The organism is Pseudomonas putida (genome assembly GCF_028682475.1).
Classification (GTDB): domain Bacteria; phylum Pseudomonadota; class Gammaproteobacteria; order Pseudomonadales; family Pseudomonadaceae; genus Aquipseudomonas; species Aquipseudomonas putida_AG.
Genome location: NZ_JANHLE010000033.1, coordinates 1 through 18968, shown reverse-complemented (window position 1 = coordinate 18968; position 18968 = coordinate 1). Strand labels below are relative to the sequence as shown.

The window sequence follows — 18968 nt, the reverse complement described above, 5'->3', positions numbered from 1 at the left end:
AAGGTGCTGTGCCGACGTTAGCAGGTATGCCGCAGGTGGCAAATATGCCAAGCGCTGTCATTTACATTGTGAATCTTGTTTGTCGCTGCCCTTCGATTGCGCGCTTGAGTTATACACTGAGCTGACTTACTCACCTGTGCGCACAAGGACTCGCCATGCACCACGATGCGTTCTGGCTAGCGGCCAGTGATCACTGCAGCCTGTATGTCTACCAATGGCTGCCCAGTACGCCGATCAAGGCAGTGGTGCTGCTGGCCCATGGCATGGCCGAACATGCCGGTCGCTATCAGCGCCTGGGCCAGGCCCTGAATGCGGCGGGCTATGCCCTGATTGCCCATGACCAGCGCGGCCATGGCCGTACCGCCGAGCTCGGCACTCTCGGCCTGTTCGCCCGCCACGATGGCTGGAGCGCAGTGGTCAACGACCTGGGAGTGCTCAGCCAGCACATCGGCCTGCAGTTTCCCGGCACCCCGGTGTTTCTCTTCGGTCACAGCATGGGCAGCTACATTGCCCAGGCGTACCTGATGCACCACGGCGCCAGCCTGCAAGGGGCGATTCTCAGCGGCTCGAATTTCCAGCCCCCGGCGCTGTACCGCACGGCATGCGTGATTGCCCGCATCGAAGCCTGGCGCCAGGGGCCCTTGGGCCACAGTGCGCTGATCGAGTGGTTGTCCTTTGGCTCCTTCAACAAAGCGTTCAAACCCACGCGCACGGCCTTCGACTGGCTCAGCCGCGACAGCGCCGAAGTCGACCACTATGTCGCCGACCCGTTGTGCGGCTTCCGCTGCACCAATCGTTTATGGATCGACCTGCTGATGGGGCTTGAACAGATCAGCCAGCCGGCCAACCTCAAACAGATCGATCCGAACCTGCCGATCCTGGTCATGGGCGGTGAATGTGATCCGGTCAGTGCCGGCAAGCGTCTCAAGGATCTGGCCGGTGCTTTGCGCCTGGCCGGCAACCAGCATGTGCAGTTGCAGCTCTACCCCAAAGCGCGACATGAACTGCTCAATGAAACCAACCGTGACGAGGTCACGGCCGCGATCATCGACTGGCTGGAACAGGCCCTGGCCCTTGGCCGCCCTGCCCGCAGCGAATGACGGCCGCCCCCGCCCCTAGCAGGAACCGAATCGATGACCCAGGTCACCAACACGCCTTACGAAGCCCTTGAAGTCGGCCAGACCGCCAGTTTCAGCAAGACCGTCGAAGAACGTGACATCCAGCTGTTCGCGGCCATGTCCGGTGACCACAACCCCGTGCACCTGGATGCCGAGTTCGCCGCCAAGAGCATGTTCAAGGAGCGCATCGCCCACGGCATGTTCAGCGGTGCCTTGATCAGCGCCGCAGTAGCCTGCGAGCTGCCTGGCCCGGGCACCATCTACCTGGGTCAGACCATGAGCTTCCAGAAGCCGGTGAAGTTCGGCGACACCCTGACCGTGCGCCTGGAAATCCTCGAGAAGCTGCCGAAGTTCAAAGTGCGCATTGCCACCCGCGTGTTCAACCAGAATGATGAACTGGTGGTCGATGGCGAGGCCGAAATCCTCGCCCCGCGCAAACAGCAGACCGTCGATCTGGTCAGCCCGCCGCCGATCACCATCGGCTGAGGCTCACAACTGGCTCAGGCGGCGCTCGATAAAGCGCCGCTCGGCACCTTGTGAGGTCAGGCCCAGGGCGGTGCGGTAAGCGTCACGGGCCTGATCCAGGCGCCCCAGTTGCCGGCACAGTTCGGCGCGGGCGCTGTGGGCCAGGTGGTAATCCTGCAACTGTCCCCGCGCCAGAATCGCCTCCACCGCCAGCAACCCTGCCAGCGGCCCGTCACGACGCGCCAGGGCCGCGGCGCGATTGAGCTCGACCACCGGCGAAGGCCAACCGCGCAGCAGCACATCGTACAACCCGACGATTTCTTCCCAGTCGGTCTGCTCGGCACTGGCCGCTTCGGCATGCACCGCGGCAATCGCGGCCTGCAAGCTGTACACCCCGAACTGCTGACTGCGCAGCGCCTGGCGCACCAGCTGGCTGCCCTCGGCGATCAACGCGCGGTTCCACAAACTGCGGTCCTGTTCATCCAGCAAAATCAAATCGCCATGCTCATCGCTGCGCGCCGCCTGTCGCGATGCCTGCAACAACATCAACGCCAGCAAGCCCAGCACTTCCGGATCAGGTAGCAACTGCTGCAACAGCCGCCCCAGGCGGATCGCTTCATCACTCAGATCATTGCGCATCAGGTGGTCACCCGATGACGCCGAATAGCCCTCGTTGAACACCAGGTAAATGACCCGCAACACGCTGTCCAGACGTTCAGGCAATTCCGCCAGGGACGGCACCTGATAGGGAATCCGCGCATCGCGGATCTTGGCCTTGGCGCGCACGATGCGCTGGGCAATGGTCGCCGGGCTCTGCAAAAAAGCCCGGGCGATTTCCTCTGTGGTCAGGTCACAGACTTCCCGCAGGGTCAGCGGCACCTGGGCATCGGCTGCCAGCGCCGGGTGACAACAGGTGAAGATCAGGCGCAGGCGATCATCTTCCAGCTCCTGGTCGTTCACTTCATCCTCCTGCCGGGCCTCCAGCGCCATCATCAACTGCGTCTGCGAGCGGTCGAAACGCGCCCGCCGCCGTAGCCCGTCAATGGCTTTGAAGCGCCCGGTGGACACCAGCCAGGCCCGCGGGTTGGCAGGAATGCCATCGCGTTGCCAGCGTTCAACGGCGACGAAAAACGCTTCGTGCATAGCCTCTTCGGCCAGGTCGAAATCACCCAGCAAGCGAATCAGCGTCGCCAGGATCCGGCGCGACTCATGCTTATAGACCGTCTCGACCTCGGCCTGCACTTGAACCGGCGTCGCCATCAGCCCGGCATCTGCGTGGTCACCAGCGCCACCAGGCGATCCAGGCTTTCACCCCAGCCGCGATGAAAACCCATCTCTTCATGGGCCAGGCAATCGGCGGCATTCCAGTGCAACGCGCGCGCGGTGTACTTGGTTTTGCCCTGAAGCGCCTCGAAGGTCACCACCACGGTCATGAATGCCTTGTTCGACGGCACCCAGCCCGGCCCGAAGGCATCGGTGAAGACAATCCGCTCCGGCGGGACGATCTCCAGAAACACCCCCTGGTTCGGGTATTCGGTGCCATCCGGGGCCTGCATCACCGTGCGGAACAATCCTCCTACCCACAACTGCATTTCGCACAAGGGCGTGGTCATGCCGTTGGGCCCCCACCATTGCGCCAGCAGATCGGGCTCGGTCCAGGCCCGGAACACCTTGCTGCGCGGTGCATCGATCACGCGGCTCAAGGACAGCTCGTACTGCGAATCACCTGGGGGGTGAAGGCTCATCTTATTGTTCTCCTGCGTCTCAGGGTTGGAGCTCGCGGATCGGCCTCACTTCGACGCTGCCGACCCTGGCGGCAGGTATTCCCTTGGCAATGTTCAGGGCTTCGTTCAGGTCGCGGGCATCGACCAGATAGAAGCCGGCCAGCTGTTCCTTGGTCTCGGCAAAAGGCCCATCAGTCAGGCTCATGTGACCACCGCGAACACGCACGGTGGTGGCTGTCTGCACCGGCTTGAGCGCCTCGGCGGCGAGCATCCGGCCGCTGCCCTGGATCGACTCGGCATAGGCCATGCACTCGGCATCCGCAGGGCTGTCGGGCAAGCTGTGCAACAGACTCTCTTCACAATAGACCAGGCAAAGGTATTTCATCGTCATCTCCACAGCAGATGCAAAGTGCAATTCGGCATAATCCTCGGCGCTCTCAGCTCAAGGTTTGAGCGAGAACAGGGCGGCACCGGTTTCCATGTCGAATGGCGCCGACCAATGCTCATGAATGACCTTCCATTGCCCGTCGATACGTTTGTAGCCTGCGGTTACGCGCATGTAGCAGCTTTTGTCCTCACCGCCCTCCTCGCTGGCCGGACCGCAGCGATTGAGCCAGTGGGCCAGCGCCAGGTCTGGCGTGGCATGAATCTGCAGCTGCTCCATCTCGAAGATCATGTCGCCAGGGCAGTGTTCCATGCAGGCTTGCCAGTGATCCCGATAGGCTGCCTTGCCTTTGAACTGCAGCGCCTTGACGGCATCGAAGGCGACGATGTCGTCGGCATAAGGTGCAGTGATGGCGGGGATATCGCGGGCGCGAACGGCTGGAATCCAGCGTTCGATGAGTTGACGGACTTCGTTTTCGGCGGCGCTGCTCATGGTCGTGTCCTCTACGATTCGACAACAGTCAGGCGCCGAGCGAATCGGCGCGTTCACAAATGGTCGAATGAGGACGCAGGGATTCGACAGCCGCCGTGGATTATTTTTCGTAGTCCAGCGGCAGCCAGATTTCCATCACACTGTGGCTGGCAAAAGGATCGAAGTCCTTGCCATAGCGTTCGAACTCCGGTGCCTGGGCAGCCTGTTCGCCCGATTGCGGCAACCAGTCGTGCCAGATGGCCTGGAACGTAGCCTTGAGGTTATCGAGGCTACCGTGGTGCTCGAACACGGCGTAGCGCTGGGGCTGGAGTTCGACCTGCTGGAAGCCGGCTGGCAAAACCCTTACCCCCGCCACCTGCACACCAGCAATGTAGTCAAAATGGCCTTTACCGTCGGCGTTGCAGCAAACGCCGTAGGTATGCTCGCCGACTTGTCCCGGCACCTTGCCGATGTGCGGTTCGAAGCGTTGCCAAAGCTGAGGAATTTCACCGAGGGTGGATTGCGAGAAGCGACCACCGATACCGGCGATGGTGAAGGCATCAACCTGCTCAAAGCGTACGGGCTGGACTCCAGCTTGAGTCGGGCTAGACATATCCTTTGCCTTATTTGAACACGGAGCCCCTTGCGGGGCTCCGGGTCATTGTCATGGGAGAAAACCACTGCCTGCCGAACGCTTTGCGCGTTTGGCCGCACGTTTTTCTTCAGCGGTTTTCAGGGGCTTTTTCTTGGCCATTTTTTTCGCATCAAGACCTTTCATCTCGAAGATCCTCCGGCCTGACGGCACCTGCACATGGGTACCCCGACTGATTATAGACCCGCTGTGGCCGCTGGCACGGCGAGGATGAATTCACGGTAACCGGAGACAATCACATAGACCGCGAAGTAGCAGAAAATCGCCGCCGAGAGCAGGTAGGACCAGGTCAACAGGCGATCACCCAGCAAGCGCCCGCCATGACTGGCGATCAGGCACAACGACAGGCACCAGAGCAGCCCTGCGGCGAAGAAACCGGACAGAAACAGGCCGGCCTCCATCAAGCTGCCGCCGCCGGAACGTGAAATCAGCACACCGCCCACAGCCGCAAACCAGAGAATCGCGCTGGGTGAAGACATGGCCAGGAAGATCCCGCGCAGAAACTCGCGCCAGGACGACTCCACCACCACTTCGCCGGGTTGCACATGGCCGTCCCCGCGCCATGCGGCCAGCAGCATTTTCACTGCGAACCACACCAGCAACACTGAACCGCCCAGCCACAACACCCAGCGCACGCTTTCGAACTGCAGCAGCACGGTCATTCCGGCCAGCGCCGCCACCGCGTACACAAGATCACCCACACAGGTGCCCAACCCCAGCCAGAAGCCCTGAAGAAACCCGCGCTGCATGGCCAGGGTGATCATGGCGATATTGGCGATACCGATATCCAGGCACAGGGAGAGACTGAGGAGAAATCCGTTGGAAAAAGGCATAGGGCATTCCATGGGCAGCGTTGAAGGCAGGCGCTATTAAAGCGGGAATCAGCGCGGCTGTATTGGAAGAAATTGCCCTGGCCCGAAGACAAACCCGTTATACCTGAGCCGCGCGCTCGAACACTTCATCCGCCCACTGGTTCAGACTCTTGCCCGCCGACTGTGCGGCGATGGTCGCAGCGGCATGGACTTCGGGGCGTATGCGCAACATGACTTTGCCGGAGGCAGGCCGCTCGGGCGTCACACCGCGCTCGGCACAATCGGCCAGATAATCGTCCAATGCCAGGTGAAATGCTTCATGCAACTGACTGACCGAACTGGCGTGAAAGCTGATGATGTCTCGTACCCCCAATACCCGGCCGACAAAAATATCATCGCGCGGGTCGTACTCGATTCGAGCGCTATAGCCCTTGTAACTGATTGCATTCATAGGAAGTAAAACTCTTGGGATCGTCAAAAAAAATGCTATCAAATCCTGATAGCACTTTTTCCAGACGATCAATTCAGGATTTTTCAGTCACCCCGCCAACACCTGCGCATACCGCTCACGATCGATATTGGCGCCACTGAGCACCACCGCCACCTTGCGCCCGCGCTGGCGATCACGTTCCTGAATCAACGCCGCCAGCCCCGCAGCGCCGGCACCTTCGGCGGTGTTGTGAGTGTCTTCGTGGTAGATGCGTATGGCCTCGGCAATCTCCTCGTCGCTGACCCTGACGATCCGTGCCGCATGCTCACGGATGATCGCGAAGGCTTCCGGCACCGGCATGCGGCAGGCCATGCCATCGGCAAAGGTATGGGCCGTGGCGGTGGTGACGATGCGGCCTTGTTCGACGCTCAAGGCAAAGGCATCGGCGGCGCTCGACACCACGCCAACGATTTCGGTACGCAGGCCCAGCAGGTTGCGGGCCTGAATCAGCCCACAGATACCCGAGCCCATGCCGATGGGTACATACACACAATCGAGATCCGCAACCGCTTCGAGCAACTCCAGGGCATAAGTGGCCACGCCGCGCACCAGTTGCGGGTGGAAAGACGGCACCATTTCATAGTCATGCAACTGCGCCTGACGCGCGGCTTCCTCACGGGACTGATCGAAATCGGCGCCGTATTCGATCAACTCCGCGCCCTGGGCGCGCATCGCCGCGTTCTTCTCCCGCGAGTTGCCTTGCGGCACCACGATGATGATCGGCAGGCCGGCGTTGCGCGCCGCCAGGGCCATACTCTGCCCGTGATTGCCACGGGTAGCGGTGACCAAACCACGCACCTGCGGCTTTTGCGCCAGCAACCATTGCACGTAGAGCAAACCGCCGCGCACCTTGAAGGCACCGGTTGGCGCATGGTTCTCGTGCTTGACCCAGACTTCGCAGCCCAACCGCTCGGCCAGCCGTGGCCAGGCATATTGAGCCGTGGCGGGCACACTGGCATGCACCAGACGGGCAGCCTCACGCAGGTCAGTCAGGTCGAACATGGAACACCTCGGCAGCAGTGGGTTTGACCTGATCCTAGCGCCGGGCCATTGTATGGGTACAACCTTATATTGCATGGCCAACAATAAATGTGGACCCCTACCCTGCCTGACACCGGGCAACCCCGCTACCTGGCGCTGGTCGATGCCATTGCCCAAGCCATCGAGCGCGGCGAACTGCAGGTCGGTGCGCGTCTGCCGCCGCAACGGCGCCTGGCCTGGGCCCTGGGCCTCAATCCCAGCACCACTCAGCAGGCTTACCGAGAAGCGGCGGCCCGGCACCTGGTCAGCGGTGAAGTCGGGCGTGGCACCTACGTGCTGGCCGGCAGCAATGAAGCCACGCTGTTTCAACTGAAACAGAAAACTGCACAGCCCAGCCTGATCGATTTGTCGACCAACGTGCCAGTGATAGACCCTGACAACCACGACATCGAACGCACGTTGCAGACCCTGCTGCAGGAAGGCGAAGTGCGCAGTCTGGAGCATTACCTGAGTGCCGACGCACTGCTGCTGGCCCGCGTGCAAGGGGCTGCCTGGCTGGCCAACCGGGGTTTGCAGGTGAGCGCCAGCCAGGTGCTGCTCTGCGGCGGTGCCCAGCAAGGCCTGTTCAGTCTGCTGCTGTCGCTGTGCCAGGCAGGTGACCCGGTACTGGTCGAAAGCCTGACGGCCCCCGGCATCAAGGCCGCCTGCCGCCAGCTGCGCCTGCCCCTGCACGGGATTGCCCTGGACCACCAGGGTATCCTCCCCGACGACCTCGACCGCGTCGCCCGCGCAACCGGCGCACGGGTGGTGGTGCTCACGCCCAGCCTGCAAAACCCTACCGGTGCGTGCATGAGCCACGAACGCCAGCAGGCCGTTGCCGAAGTAGTACATCGCCACGGCCTGCTACTGATCGAAGACGACGTGTACGGTGCGCTGACCGACCAGCCCCCTTTGTGGCCGTTGCTCGGGCAACAGGGAATACTGATCAGCAGCCTGTCGAAAACCGTTGCAGCCGGCTTGCGCTTGGGCTGGATCGTCGCTGACCCGCTGCTGCTGGCCAGGATCGATCCGCATGCGCAGGCGACCCACTGGCAGGTATCGCCGCTGAACCTGCAGATTGCCTGCCGCTGGATCAGCGACGGCACTGCAAGCCGACGGCTGGCCTGGCAACGCGCAGAAGTCGAACAGCGCTGGCGCCTGGCACGCCGGATCCTCGGTAGTGAGCGGATTTACGGCCAGAACCCCTCGCCGCACATCTGGGTAAGCTCTGCGGTGCCGGCACAAACCCTGGTGCAGCGTTGCCGGGCCAACGCGGTCGAGGTGGTTCCGGCTGAAGTTTTTGCGGTAAAACAGGGCGACCTGGCGGCTGTTCGCATCAGTTTGTCTGCCGCCAGCGGCCGGGCACAACTGAAACAGGCACTGGAGCGCGTGGCCCACGCCATGGAGAGACCATGAGTAGTTTGTTCAACCAGGCCGAGCAATTTCTCGCCGCGCTTGATCCCAAGTGGGCCGCGCATGTTCAGGCCATCGGTCCCTGCCTGCATCAGCCGCGCCCCGAGCGTGACCCGTATCAGGCGCTGGTGCGCGCCATTGCCTACCAGCAACTGCATGTGAAAGCCGGCGACGCCATTCTCGGGCGCTTTCTGGCGCTGTATCCGGGCTGCGACTTTCCGAGCCCTGAGCAGGTACTGGCCACTGCGCCCGAACAACTGCGCGCCTGTGGTTTTTCCGCCAGCAAGCTGACCACTATTCAAGGCATCGCCAAGGCCCGTCAGGACGGTTTGGTGCCAGACCACGAACAGGCGCTGGCACTGGATGATGAACAACTGATCGAGCGCCTGGTGAGTTTGCGTGGTGTCGGCCGCTGGACCGTGGAGATGCTGCTGATCTACACCCTGGAGCGCATGGACATCCTGCCCGCCGATGACTTTGGCGTGCGCGAGGGCTACCGTCGTCTACAAGGCCTGGACGACCAGCCCACGCGCCGCCAGATGATTGAACTCGGTTAGGCCTGGCGCCCATACCGGACCATTGCCGCCTGGTACCTGTGGCGGGTGCCTAATCCGCGAGTTTGAACGCAAGACCCGGAGTTTTCTGCGCTGATGCTTGCCTTAACCTGAGTCCATCATTACTCGACAAGAGATTTCCGGCATGCGCCACGACAAACCCCGCATCAGTGAAAACGACCCGCGCTGGCAAGCGATCCTGGCCCGCGACCCGGCCGCCGACCGGGAATTTGTCTATGCCGTGCGCACCACCGGTGTGTACTGCCGGCCCAGCAGCACCTCACGCCTGCCGCGCATCGACAACGTCGAGTTCTTTGACACCCCGGCACAAGCCGAAGCCGCCGGCTATCGCCCGAGCAAACGGCGGGCGGCGGACCAGACGCTGATGGCCGAACAGCATCGGGCGCAGGTCACCCGTGCCTGCCAGTTGATCGAGAGCGCCGAGTCGGCGCCCAGCCTCAATCAGCTGGCCGGGCAGTTGAACATGAGCCCGTTCCACTTTCATCGGGTGTTCAAGACCATCACCGGGGTAACGCCCAAGGCCTATGCTTCGGCCCATCGAGCCAGCAAGGTGCGCAATCAGTTGCAGCACGCCAGCACCATCACCGATGCCCTGTACGAGGCCGGCTTCAATTCCAACAGCCGTTTTTACGAATCCAGCAATGCACGCCTGGGCATGACCCCGGGGTCCTATCGCAATGGCGGCGCCAACACGGCGATACGTTTTGCCATCGGCCAATGTTCACTGGGCGCGATCCTGGTGGCACAAAGCGAACGCGGGATCTGCGCAATCCTCCTCGGCGATGACCCACAGGCATTACTGCACGACTTGCAGGACAAATTCCCCAAGGCTGACTTGCTCGGTGGCGACGCCGAGTTCGAAACGCTGGTAGCCCGGGTGGTGGGATTGATCGAAGTACCGGGAATTGGCCTGGATTTGCCGCTGGACCTGCGCGGTACCGCCTTCCAGGAGCGGGTCTGGCAAGCCTTGCGGACAATTCCGGCGGGAACAACCGCCAGCTATGCCGAGATCGCGCAGCGGATTGGTTCGCCCAAAGCCGTGCGCGCCGTGGCCCAGGCCTGTGCGGCCAACGCCCTGGCCGTGGCCATTCCCTGTCACCGGGTGGTGCGTAGCGACGGCAACCTCTCGGGCTACCGTTGGGGCGTTGAGCGCAAACGTCAGCTACTGGAGCGCGAGCGCCGATAAGGCGGGATCAACCGTTGGTGCAACCGCTGCCCATGGCACGGTACTCAAGGGTATGGCGTTGACCTTGGTGATCTTCGTAGACCATGGTCGCTGGCACCACTTCACAGACATTCGGAATAGTCGACAAACTGATAACTTTGGCAATATCCAGATTGGTCGAGTAATCGTACTGCTGAACGACTGGCTGAGCACTGGCAGTATTAATTTCATCAGCCAGGGCAAAAGAAGAAACACCAAAAAGGGCAAGCACAAGTAAACTTTTCATAATAATAAGCCTGCAAAGCAATCAAACTAATCGATTGACTTCATTGGCCAACAGCGGCGCGGAGAAGTTGTTACATCAGACACTAAGGACATAACACGAAGTACCGGTCCCACCGTTATTTTTTGTGGAGACAAACATAGTTTACAAGTTGCCCAAGACGGTTAAATCCCTGAACCTAACATTCACTGTTACCGAATCCGTAACAATAGCGCTGAATTTTCACTCTCGACATACCGCCCCGCTGGGTGTAAAAGCCCGGACCAGAGCTGCTGCTGGACGATTTTCATGACCACCTTACGCTACGGCCTGCTGACCGAACCTGAACGGCCATTGCTGAATAAATTCTACAAAGACCAGGGCTCGTCCATGCGTGCGGCCGCTCAAGGTCAACTTTGGGTCGCCCGCGTGGAGCAGATCGTCGCGGCGTTGTGCCTCACGCCGGTACCAGGCGGGTATTGGCTGACCGGGTTATGGGTGGCTGAACGCTGGAGAGGGCAACAGATTGCCCGGCGCTTGATCAAGACCGCGGTAAAGAGCACTGAAGGTATGACCTGGCTGTTCTGCCATCCCGACCTCGTGCCCTTCTACCAGCGTCAAGGTTTCAGCCCCTGCAGCGAACTGCCGGCTGCGCTGGCCGAGCGCCTGGCGCGTTACCAGCGCAGCAAGTCGCTAATGGCAATGGCCCTTGCTCAGTCGTCACCGGCAGGATCAAGCCCGGGAAACAACACCTCGGTGTAACCGAATTTGTTGAAGTCATGAATCCGCGAAGGGTACAGCCGCCCGATCAGGTGATCGCATTCATGCTGCACCACCCGTGCATGAAAGCCCTCCGCCAGCCGATCGATCACCTGGCCTTGCGGGTCGATACCCTGATAACGAATACAGCGAAAACGCGGTACCACACCGCGCAGGCCTGGCACCGATAGACACCCTTCCCAGCCGTCTTCGACTTCGGTGCCCACCGGCGTGATCAGCGGATTGAGCAGGATGGTCTGTGGCACCGGCTCGGCATCCGGATAGCGTTCGCTGCGCTCGAATCCGAAGATCACCAGCTGCAGGTCAACCCCGATCTGCGGCGCGGCCAGGCCAACGCCGCCGACATGGCGCATGGTCTCGAACATGTCGGCAATCAACTGCTCAAGCTCGGCACTGCCGATCAGGTGCTGCGGTACCGCTGGGGCGATGCGCAGCAAGCGCTCGTCGCCCATTTTCAGGATGTCACGAATCATGGGTTGTACGGCTCATGGGTTCACCTTCCGGCGTGGCCGGGTGGTCGAGCGAATGATCGCGGCCCAACCCGGAAACATGCTTTTTATCATGTTCGTGGGGCGTGCCACCTGCCTGCTTTTCGCCCGGATTCTTACCTTCGGTAGACATATGCTCGATCACCGCGTTCATCTCCGCGCCCAATAACAAAACCGCGGCTGAAATATAGAAATACAGGAGCAGGACAATGATCGCACCGATACTGCCATACATTGCATTATAGTCGGCGAAGGTCTTCACGTAATAACCAAAGGCCAACGAAGCGAGAATCCACACCACCACCGCCAGCACCGAACCGGGGGTGATAAAGCGGAACTCCTGTTTAACATCCGGCATCACGTAATAGATCAACGCCACCGCCATCATCATCAAAATAATGATCGCCGGCCAGCGCAATACCGTCCACACCGTGACAATGAACTCCTGCATGCCGATCTGCGAAGCAATCCATTCCATGACCTGCGGCCCCAGCACCATCAAGGCTGCGGTGGCCAGCAACATCCCGGCGATGCCCACGGTATAGATCACCGACAAGGGAATGCGCTTCCACACCGGGCGGCCCTCGACCACATCGTAGGCCGCGTTCATCGCGCTCATCATCAAGCGCACGCCCGCCGATGCCGTCCACAAGGCGATAACGATACCTACCGAGAGCAGGCCACCCTTGGACTGCTGCAACTGGTCGATCACCGGATTCACCTGCTCCAGGGCCTGGGGCGGCAAAACCAGCTCCGACTGCAGGCGCAGCCAGGAGAAAAAGTCCGGCAGGTGCAAAAAGCCGATCAGCGCAATCAGGAACAGCAGGAAGGGAAACAGCGAGAACAGCATCTGGTAAGCCAGTGCCGAGGCATAGGTAGACATCTCGTCATCGAGAAACTCCTTGACGGTGCGCACCAACACGCGATGCAACGGCAAGCCGCGCAGGTCGGGCAAGATCATAGCGTCTCCTTTCGCCGCTCGAAGGTCATGAGCATGATTCCTCACTAAGGTCTGCCCTGAAGTCTAAACGACGATCGCTCCAAAGTTGCTATTGATTGCTGCAGATAGCACAACGGCCACCCAGGGTGGCCGCTATGTAACCATGCCGGCATCAATCAAGGCTTTTTCAATGCATCCTTGACCTTGCCAACCACTTGCTGGGCTTCACCTTTGCGCTCTTGCAACTCGCCCTCTGCGCGCAGACGTTCATTGTCGGTTGCTTTGCCAACACCTTGCTTGATGTTACCAACCGCTTCGTTGGCCATGCCTTTGACTTTATCTTTGGTGCCACTCATGGGAGTTCTCCTGAAGGGGAAAAACGGGCTGTCAGCCTCGACAGTCAGTGGACCGATGGCCGTGTTCAGGAGTTTCAATTATTTGTCGCACCCGGATCATCACGGCGCCGCTTTATGTTTCGCCGCGTTGCCAGCACAATAGTCGACCTTTCAAGCGTCACCCGTAGGAACCTGCATGAAACTCGACAAACCCGCCGCCATCGCCCGTCGCAACCTGGAGCTGGAAAAACCGGTGCTTTCCAGCGACAACACCCTGTTCGCCGTGCTCGACAGCAAGCGCAGCCTGTGGTGGTTCGATGTGCCGGTGAAGCTGGTACTGCGCAAAGGGGCTGCCGACTGGGTCAACCTGCTGTTGTACACGCCCGAAACCGACGAGCTGCAGCACCTGAAGGTACCGGTGAACTACCTCAAGGCGCATCTGGAGAAGATGGAAGTGCGCCACCCCGGCAAGCGGCGCTCGACCATCAGCCTGGCACTGAGCGCGGACCGCGACTCACTGCTCCAGGACCTGCGCCCAGGTGGCGAAAACCTGAGCTTTGCAGGCTTTCGCCAGGCCTGATCAGAGCAGTTCGATGCGGTCAGCGTGGATGACGATGCGGCCATCCTTGTACAAGGCGCCGATGGCCTTCTTGAAGTTGCCCTTGCTGACCCCGAACATGTCGCTGATCAGCTGCGGGTCGCTCTTGTCGCTGACCGGCAGCACGCCGTTGGCGTCCTTGAGCTTGGCGAGGATCTTGTCATTCAGGCTGTTGGCCAGGTCCTGACCGATCGGCTGCAAGCTCAGGGCAATCTTGCCGTCGCTGCGCAGCTCCTTGATGTAACCCTTCTCCTGCTTGCCCGAACGCAGGAACTTGAACACCTCGTTCTTGTGGATCAAGCCCCAGTGCTTGTTGTTGATGATCGCCTTGAAGCCCATCGGGGTTTCTTCGGCCACCAGCAGATCAACCTCCTGGCCGACCTTGTAGGTCGCCGGCACCTTGTCCAGGTAGCGGTCCAGACGCGCGGTAGCGGTGATGCGGCGGGTGCGCTTGTCCAGGTAGGCATGCACCACGCAGTACTCGCCGGCCTTCATCTGGCGCTTTTCTTCGGAGTACGGCATCAACAGGTCCTTGGGCAGGCCCCAGTCAAGGAAGATGCCGATGCTGTTGATTTCCTTGACCTTGAGGCTGGCGAACTCACCGACCTGCAGTTTGGTCTTTTCGGTGGTTGCGATCAGCTTGTCTTCGCTGTCCAGGTAGACGAAGACGTTCAGCCAGTCTTCGACCTCAGTGGGCGTGTCCTTGGGAATGTAGCGGTTAGGCAGGAGGATTTCGCCATCCGCGCCGCCGTCCAGGTACAGGCCGAAGTCCGTGTGTTTCACGATTTGCAAACTGTTGTAACGCCCAACTAAAGCCATTTCCGGAAATCCTCTTTGCGAGGTCGGCATTCTACACCCAACCGGCAAAAGGAACCGCAATGAGCCATGCTGTTCTATAAAGACAAGCACGCCACCGCAAGGATTCGCTCATGTACGCCTGCCTGTGCAAGTACCTGCGCCCCTGCCTGTTCCTGCTCGTGCCTGCCCTGCTGGCCGTAGCCTGCAGCCGCATTGACCTCGCCTACCGCAACCTTGACGTGCTGGTGCCCTGGTCGCTCAACGACTACCTGAACATGAACCGCCAGCAAAAAGCCTGGCTCAACCAACACCTCAAACAACAGCTGGCCTGGCATTGCCGTACACAACTGCCGGGGTACCTGACCTGGATCGATGAAGTCCGACAGATGGTCGCCAGCGGCCAGGTCACCGATCAGCAGCTGCAAGTCCGCACACAAGAGGCCAAACAGGCCATTGCCAAGGTTGCGGAGCAGATCACGCCCTCTGCGGCGCAATTGCTCCGGGCCATGGACGATGAACAGGTGCGCGAGATGCGTCAGGCCTTTGCTGAAGATATTCGCGAGCGTCAGGAAAAATTCGTCAAAACGCCCCTGGCCCGGCAGATTGAGGCGCGGGCCGAGCGCATGGAAAAACGTTTGACCCCCTGGCTGGGCGAGCTAAGTCCGCAACAGCAGCTGCGCATCATGACCTGGTCGCAAGGTCTGGGGGAGCAGAACCGTCAGTCAATCGCCAACCGGGCGAACTGGCAGGCGCATTTCAGTGAGGCCATGGAACAGCGCAAAAGCGACAGTTTTCAGCCACGTCTTGAGCAGCTGCTGAAGAACCGTGAGAGCCTGTGGACCCCGGAATATCGGCAGTCCAATCAGCGTAGCGAACAGGCCGCCCGGCGCCTGCTGATCGATCTGATGGCCCAGAGCAGCACACAGCAGCGCCAGCACCTGGAGCAGAAGTTGAGCCAGGTGCGCAAGGATTTCAGTGAATTGAAGTGCATGAAGGGGTAGGCCTTATCTCGGGGCTCGGTGGGAGCGGGCTTGCCCCGCGATGCTTTTCAACACTCCCGAGCCTTGCGCCGGTAAGGAAACACATCAATCACCTTACCGCCGCGAATCGCCTCCTGCAGACTCTTCCAGTAATCGGCGTCGTACAATTCCCCATGCAACTGGCTGAACAGCCGGCGCTGCCCGCTGTCGGCAAACAGGAACGGCGGAAATTCCTCGGGAAACACGTCGAGCGGACCTATCGAATACCACGGCTCGCCGGACATTTCGTCCTCGGGGTAGCGCGGTGGCGGGATGTAGCGAAAATTGACCTCGGTGAGAAAACAGATTTCGTCATAGTCGTAGAACACCACCCGACCATGGCGGGTAACACCGAAATTCTTCAGCAGCATGTCACCGGGAAAGATGTTAGCTGCCGCCAGCTGCTTGATGGCCAGGCCATAGTCTTCCAGCGCCTCACGCACCTGGGCGTCGTTGGCGTGTTCCAGGTAGAGGTTGAGCGGGGTCATCCTCCGTTCGGTCCAGCAGTGGCGCACCAGCACGGTGTCGCCTTCCACCTGCACCGTCGAAGGCGCCACTTCCAGCAACTCGGCCAGGCACTCGGGCTCGAACTTGCTCAGCGGGAAGCGGAAGTCGGAAAACTCCTGGGTATCGGCCATGCGCCCGACACGGTCAACGCTTTTCACCAGGCGGTACTTTTCGATCACCGTGGCGCGGTCGACGCTCTTGGACGGTGAGAAACGGTCCTTGATGATCTTGAACACCGTATTGAAGCCCGGCAGGGTGAACACGCTCATGACCATGCCGCGCACACCCGGCGCCATAATGAAACGGTCATCGGTGCTGGCCAGGTGATTGATCAGCGCGCGATAGAACTCCGACTTGCCGTGCTTGTAGAACCCGATCGAGGTGTACAGCTCGGCAATGTGCTTGCCCGGCAGGATGCGCTTGAGAAAGCTGACAAAGTCGGCCGGCACCGGCACATCGACCATGAAATAGGAACGGGTGAAGGAAAAGATGATCGACACCTCGGCCTCGTCGGTGATCAGCGCATCGATCTCGATGCCGTGGCCTTCACGGTGCAACAAGGGGATCACCAGCGGCCACTGCTCATCCTGGGTATACAGGCGCCCGACCAGGTAGGCACCTTTGTTGCGGTACAACACCGGCGTAAACAACTCAACGGCCAGCGCCGGGTCCTTGCACACCCAGTCCGGCAGGTTTTCGCGCAGTTGCCCTTCGAGCCGGGCCAGGTCGCCGGCAAGGTCGCCGTAGGGGACATCGAAGCAATAATCATCGAACACTTGCGCCAGCACACTGGCCAGACCGCCCTGTGGCCAGTAGGTCCGCGTCTGCGCCGCGCGCTCGTGGCTGCGCAACGAGGGCCGGGTGGTATGGATGAACATGCAGCCATCGCTGATCAGGTCATGGCTGAACAGGCTGCAGAAGATCGAGTTGTACCAGGTCTCGGACAGTTCATCGTCCAGACGTGGGTCGATCAGGCCGATGTAAGCGCTTTTGACCAGCGGCCACTGCGCCACCTCCAGCAGCACTTCGGCGTCGAACGCCTGATGCAACCAGGCGCTGACTTCGCTGACCTTTTCCTCATAGAGGTTGATCCGCGCCGCCGACGCGCTCTGGGTCTGTTGCCACTGAGCCTGCTCGAAGCGGGCGCGGGCGCCGATGGTGATCTGGCGAAAATGCTCACGGTAATCGTCGAAGCCATCGAGGATCATCCGGGCGATAGCGGCGGCCGGCCAGTGCTGGGGCATACATCAGACCTCTGCGGGAATGTCGAAGCCTGAGCTTAGCCAGTCGCCGTGGGCAGGGAAAGCCTGGCGACACGGCTGTATCGGCCAATCTCACCGACGCGGAAGTTTCAGTGCGGGAAAGGAGCGACTAACTGAGAAACTTCGATGCGGTTTTGGCATTTGGGAATCGCCCTACAGCCAGTGCATAACAGCTTAAGTGATAATCACTCAAGCAATGCATCTGATCGAGATTCCCCCAGTCGAACAAGGCGCACCAATGAAGAAACTCGGTTTCCCGGAAACCCCGGAGTATTTACCCATCCCAAGGAAGCAACCCACCAAGGAAGAAATCCAAGCCATCCAAGACGTCGGCGCAGCGGTAGCCGCTAGCAACAAAAAAAACGAACTAGAGGCCAACGCACGATGGGAGGCGCATCTAAAAAAACAGCAAGCTGCACTGGAGGAGAAGCTCAATCCGCAGTTTAAGGGGGTACGTTTTCGCAAAGTCCTGCGCGTTACCGAATGGGATAATCGATCACTGCAACCCCGGTGGTTTTGTACCAGTCGAATTACTGAAGCAATACGGCACCTTTGCGGTGTTAGGCACTGGCTCAGCGGTGGCCGCAGGAAGCACTCCACTACAATGGATTGGTGGCTCAGGGAGTGCAGCAGCCCTTACTAGCCGTCTAGGAGGAGCCTTGGCATTGGCTGGCTCCACGGTTGTGGGATTCGCTGCCCTGTTAATACCCGACGATATTTCGGCTGACACTGCGTTCTACACGTCTGAGCAGTATGCGCACCTGGATCAAGCGAACACCCGCGTGCGAGTCAATGTAAAACACCTGCCAGATGGATCTGTGAGCGTATACGGGTTTTACACGGGGACGAAAACAGAGTGGCAGATGGTGCCCGTGATTAAAGCACAGCCGCGTGGCGAGCAACTCGTTGCAAACCTTGGGAACGGTAGAGAGGTCATATGGACCCCAGCAACTGACCCCAAAGGGGTATTGGGTATTCCTGCCCTAGAAGGTGTCTCATTAAAGCCGGGGACATGGGTATACCCTCCTACCGAGCAGGCCGATAAAATCCTGATCAACCCCGTACACCCGACGGACTACCAAGACGCGATTATCTGGTTTCCCGATACCCGGATACAGCCGATTTATATTTCGCTGAGCGTCCCAGGTCACCATAATTATCACCCGGCGCCTATAGGACTTACGGCCTTTCCGGATGCCAGGCGGGCAAAACAAAAAGCTTCGATCCAAGGCGGTGGCGGTAAGCGCCGCCGTTGGGTGGATAGCTCAGGAAAAATTTATGAATGGGACAGTCAGCATGGGGCCGTTGAGATTTACAACAAACAAGGTAAGCACTTAGGTGAGTTTAACCCTGAGACTGGTGAACAGACAAAGCCGGCTAAGCCGGGTAGAACAACACCAAAGTAAGCATAGGGAGCAGTTATGTTTTTATGTATCGAAGGTTTTTTCCCTGATAGCCACGAAAACCAATTCGTGCAATTCGAATTAGACGTAGCACCAGAGTTCAATCAGGCCGTGCTTGAAGTAGTTGGCTGGGAGTCTCTTCAAGCCGGTGTAAAAGAGGGTGTTGTAGACCTTACAACGGCACAAATTACGCAAATCGAGATGATTCTTGGTAGATCCATACCGCGAGAACTTGATATTTGCATCAGCGTTTTGGCGTAGTGCTTTGTGAAGTTTTCCCCTGGGG

25 protein-coding genes are annotated in these 18968 nt (G+C 59.9%); 11 read left to right on the top strand and 14 right to left on the bottom strand.

Features of this window, described 5'->3' with window-relative positions:
- Positions 1-155: 155 nt before the first annotated feature.
- Together NPS47_RS21770 and NPS47_RS21765 are read left to right on the top strand one after the other, a co-directional pair.
- Complete coding sequence (locus tag NPS47_RS21770; protein ID WP_274296834.1) at positions 156-1100, top strand: alpha/beta hydrolase; 945 nt, start codon at positions 156-158, stop codon at positions 1098-1100.
- A 33-nt stretch (positions 1101-1133) separates the two neighbouring features.
- Complete coding sequence (locus NPS47_RS21765; RefSeq protein WP_010223082.1) at positions 1134-1604, top strand: MaoC family dehydratase; 471 nt, start codon at positions 1134-1136, stop codon at positions 1602-1604.
- A 3-nt stretch (positions 1605-1607) separates the two neighbouring features.
- Here the strand turns inward: NPS47_RS21765 and NPS47_RS21760 are convergent, their stop codons facing one another.
- The 8 genes from NPS47_RS21760 to NPS47_RS21725 all read right to left on the bottom strand — a co-directional run bounded on the left by NPS47_RS21760 (position 1608) and on the right by NPS47_RS21725 (position 7119).
- The gene (locus NPS47_RS21760) at positions 1608-2843 is read right to left on the bottom strand and encodes an RNA polymerase sigma factor (RefSeq protein WP_274296833.1); all 1236 of its coding nucleotides are present in this window, start codon (positions 2841-2843) and stop codon (positions 1608-1610) included.
- On the bottom strand, positions 2843-3328 hold the full coding sequence (locus NPS47_RS21755) for an SRPBCC family protein (RefSeq protein WP_274296832.1): 486 nt from the start codon (positions 3326-3328) through the stop codon (positions 2843-2845). The genes NPS47_RS21760 and NPS47_RS21755 overlap by 1 nt, the downstream gene beginning before the upstream one ends.
- 19 nt (positions 3329-3347) lie before the next feature.
- Positions 3348-3692, bottom strand: a complete 345-nt coding sequence (locus NPS47_RS21750) for a YciI family protein (RefSeq protein ID WP_274296831.1) — start codon at positions 3690-3692, stop codon at positions 3348-3350.
- Positions 3693-3749: 57 nt separating this feature from the next.
- Positions 3750-4184: a YybH family protein gene (locus NPS47_RS21745; protein ID WP_274296830.1), complete on the bottom strand. Its 435-nt coding sequence runs from the start codon at positions 4182-4184 to the stop codon at positions 3750-3752.
- A gap of 100 nt (positions 4185-4284) precedes the next feature.
- Positions 4285-4776: a GyrI-like domain-containing protein gene (locus NPS47_RS21740; RefSeq protein ID WP_274296829.1), complete on the bottom strand. Its 492-nt coding sequence runs from the start codon at positions 4774-4776 to the stop codon at positions 4285-4287.
- Between the two features lie 215 nt (positions 4777-4991).
- Positions 4992-5648 carry a LysE family translocator gene (locus tag NPS47_RS21735; RefSeq protein WP_274296828.1) on the bottom strand — a complete coding sequence of 219 codons (657 nt, stop codon included), beginning with the start codon at positions 5646-5648 and terminating at the stop codon, positions 4992-4994.
- 97 nt (positions 5649-5745) lie between these two features.
- Complete coding sequence (locus NPS47_RS21730) at positions 5746-6078, bottom strand: type II toxin-antitoxin system HicB family antitoxin (RefSeq protein WP_274296827.1); 333 nt, start codon at positions 6076-6078, stop codon at positions 5746-5748.
- Between the two features lie 87 nt (positions 6079-6165).
- Positions 6166-7119 carry a threonine dehydratase gene (locus tag NPS47_RS21725; RefSeq protein WP_274296826.1) on the bottom strand — a complete coding sequence of 318 codons (954 nt, stop codon included), beginning with the start codon at positions 7117-7119 and terminating at the stop codon, positions 6166-6168.
- A gap of 87 nt (positions 7120-7206) precedes the next feature.
- On the opposite strand from NPS47_RS21725, the gene NPS47_RS21720 reads away from it, so the two are divergent.
- From NPS47_RS21720 to ada, 3 genes are all read left to right on the top strand, one after another.
- A complete protein-coding gene (locus NPS47_RS21720) occupies positions 7207-8553 on the top strand; it encodes a PLP-dependent aminotransferase family protein (RefSeq protein WP_274296825.1) in 1347 nt (448 codons plus the stop codon).
- Positions 8550-9107: a DNA-3-methyladenine glycosylase family protein gene (locus NPS47_RS21715; protein WP_274296824.1), complete on the top strand. Its 558-nt coding sequence runs from the start codon at positions 8550-8552 to the stop codon at positions 9105-9107. Before NPS47_RS21720 ends, NPS47_RS21715 begins: the two co-directional genes overlap by 4 nt.
- Positions 9108-9249: 142 nt before the next feature.
- On the top strand, positions 9250-10311 hold the full coding sequence (ada, locus tag NPS47_RS21710) for a bifunctional DNA-binding transcriptional regulator/O6-methylguanine-DNA methyltransferase Ada (protein WP_274296823.1): 1062 nt from the start codon (positions 9250-9252) through the stop codon (positions 10309-10311).
- A gap of 7 nt (positions 10312-10318) precedes the next feature.
- Here the strand turns inward: ada and NPS47_RS21705 are convergent, their stop codons facing one another.
- Positions 10319-10576 carry a DUF2790 domain-containing protein gene (locus NPS47_RS21705; RefSeq protein WP_274296822.1) on the bottom strand — a complete coding sequence of 86 codons (258 nt, stop codon included), beginning with the start codon at positions 10574-10576 and terminating at the stop codon, positions 10319-10321.
- Between the two features lie 285 nt (positions 10577-10861).
- Here NPS47_RS21705 and NPS47_RS21700 point away from each other — a divergent pair, with 285 nt between their 5' ends.
- The gene (locus NPS47_RS21700) at positions 10862-11314 is read left to right on the top strand and encodes a GNAT family N-acetyltransferase (RefSeq protein ID WP_274296821.1); all 453 of its coding nucleotides are present in this window, start codon (positions 10862-10864) and stop codon (positions 11312-11314) included.
- Here the strand turns inward: NPS47_RS21700 and def are convergent.
- The 3 genes from def to NPS47_RS21685 form a co-directional block, all read right to left on the bottom strand.
- Complete coding sequence (gene def, locus NPS47_RS21695) at positions 11266-11805, bottom strand: peptide deformylase (RefSeq protein WP_274296820.1); 540 nt, start codon at positions 11803-11805, stop codon at positions 11266-11268. The two genes, NPS47_RS21700 and def, sit on opposite strands and share 49 nt — an antisense overlap.
- Positions 11795-12781, bottom strand: a complete 987-nt coding sequence (locus NPS47_RS21690) for a YihY/virulence factor BrkB family protein (RefSeq protein WP_274296819.1) — start codon at positions 12779-12781, stop codon at positions 11795-11797. The genes def and NPS47_RS21690 overlap by 11 nt, the downstream gene beginning before the upstream one ends.
- Positions 12782-12936: 155 nt before the next feature.
- Positions 12937-13116, bottom strand: coding sequence for a CsbD family protein (locus tag NPS47_RS21685; protein WP_045187592.1), 180 nt, complete (start codon positions 13114-13116; stop codon positions 12937-12939).
- A 175-nt stretch (positions 13117-13291) separates the two neighbouring features.
- Between NPS47_RS21685 and NPS47_RS21680 the strand changes: the two genes are divergently transcribed.
- On the top strand, positions 13292-13675 hold the full coding sequence (locus NPS47_RS21680; RefSeq protein WP_274296818.1) for a hypothetical protein: 384 nt from the start codon (positions 13292-13294) through the stop codon (positions 13673-13675).
- Here NPS47_RS21680 and NPS47_RS21675 read toward each other — a convergent pair whose 3' ends face one another.
- The gene (locus tag NPS47_RS21675) at positions 13676-14512 is read right to left on the bottom strand and encodes a CvfB family protein (RefSeq protein ID WP_274296817.1); all 837 of its coding nucleotides are present in this window, start codon (positions 14510-14512) and stop codon (positions 13676-13678) included.
- 110 nt (positions 14513-14622) lie between these two features.
- On the opposite strand from NPS47_RS21675, the gene NPS47_RS21670 reads away from it, so the two are divergent.
- Positions 14623-15492 carry a DUF6279 family lipoprotein gene (locus NPS47_RS21670; RefSeq protein WP_274296816.1) on the top strand — a complete coding sequence of 290 codons (870 nt, stop codon included), beginning with the start codon at positions 14623-14625 and terminating at the stop codon, positions 15490-15492.
- Between the two features lie 47 nt (positions 15493-15539).
- Here the strand turns inward: NPS47_RS21670 and aceK are convergent, their stop codons facing one another.
- Entirely contained in the window at positions 15540-17261 is a 1722-nt protein-coding gene (aceK, locus tag NPS47_RS21665; protein ID WP_274296815.1) for a bifunctional isocitrate dehydrogenase kinase/phosphatase, read from the bottom strand.
- 256 nt (positions 17262-17517) lie between these two features.
- On the opposite strand from aceK, the gene NPS47_RS21660 reads away from it, so the two are divergent.
- Genes NPS47_RS21660 through NPS47_RS21650 form a run of 3 tightly spaced genes read left to right on the top strand, consistent with a single transcriptional unit; the run spans position 17518 to position 18943 of the window.
- Complete coding sequence (locus tag NPS47_RS21660) at positions 17518-17922, top strand: hypothetical protein (RefSeq protein WP_274296814.1); 405 nt, start codon at positions 17518-17520, stop codon at positions 17920-17922.
- A 16-nt stretch (positions 17923-17938) separates the two neighbouring features.
- A complete protein-coding gene (locus NPS47_RS21655; protein ID WP_274296813.1) occupies positions 17939-18685 on the top strand; it encodes a colicin E3/pyocin S6 family cytotoxin in 747 nt (248 codons plus the stop codon).
- Positions 18686-18700: 15 nt separating this feature from the next.
- Complete coding sequence (locus NPS47_RS21650) at positions 18701-18943, top strand: pyocin S6 family toxin immunity protein (protein ID WP_274296812.1); 243 nt, start codon at positions 18701-18703, stop codon at positions 18941-18943.
- Positions 18944-18968 lie beyond the last annotated feature (25 nt).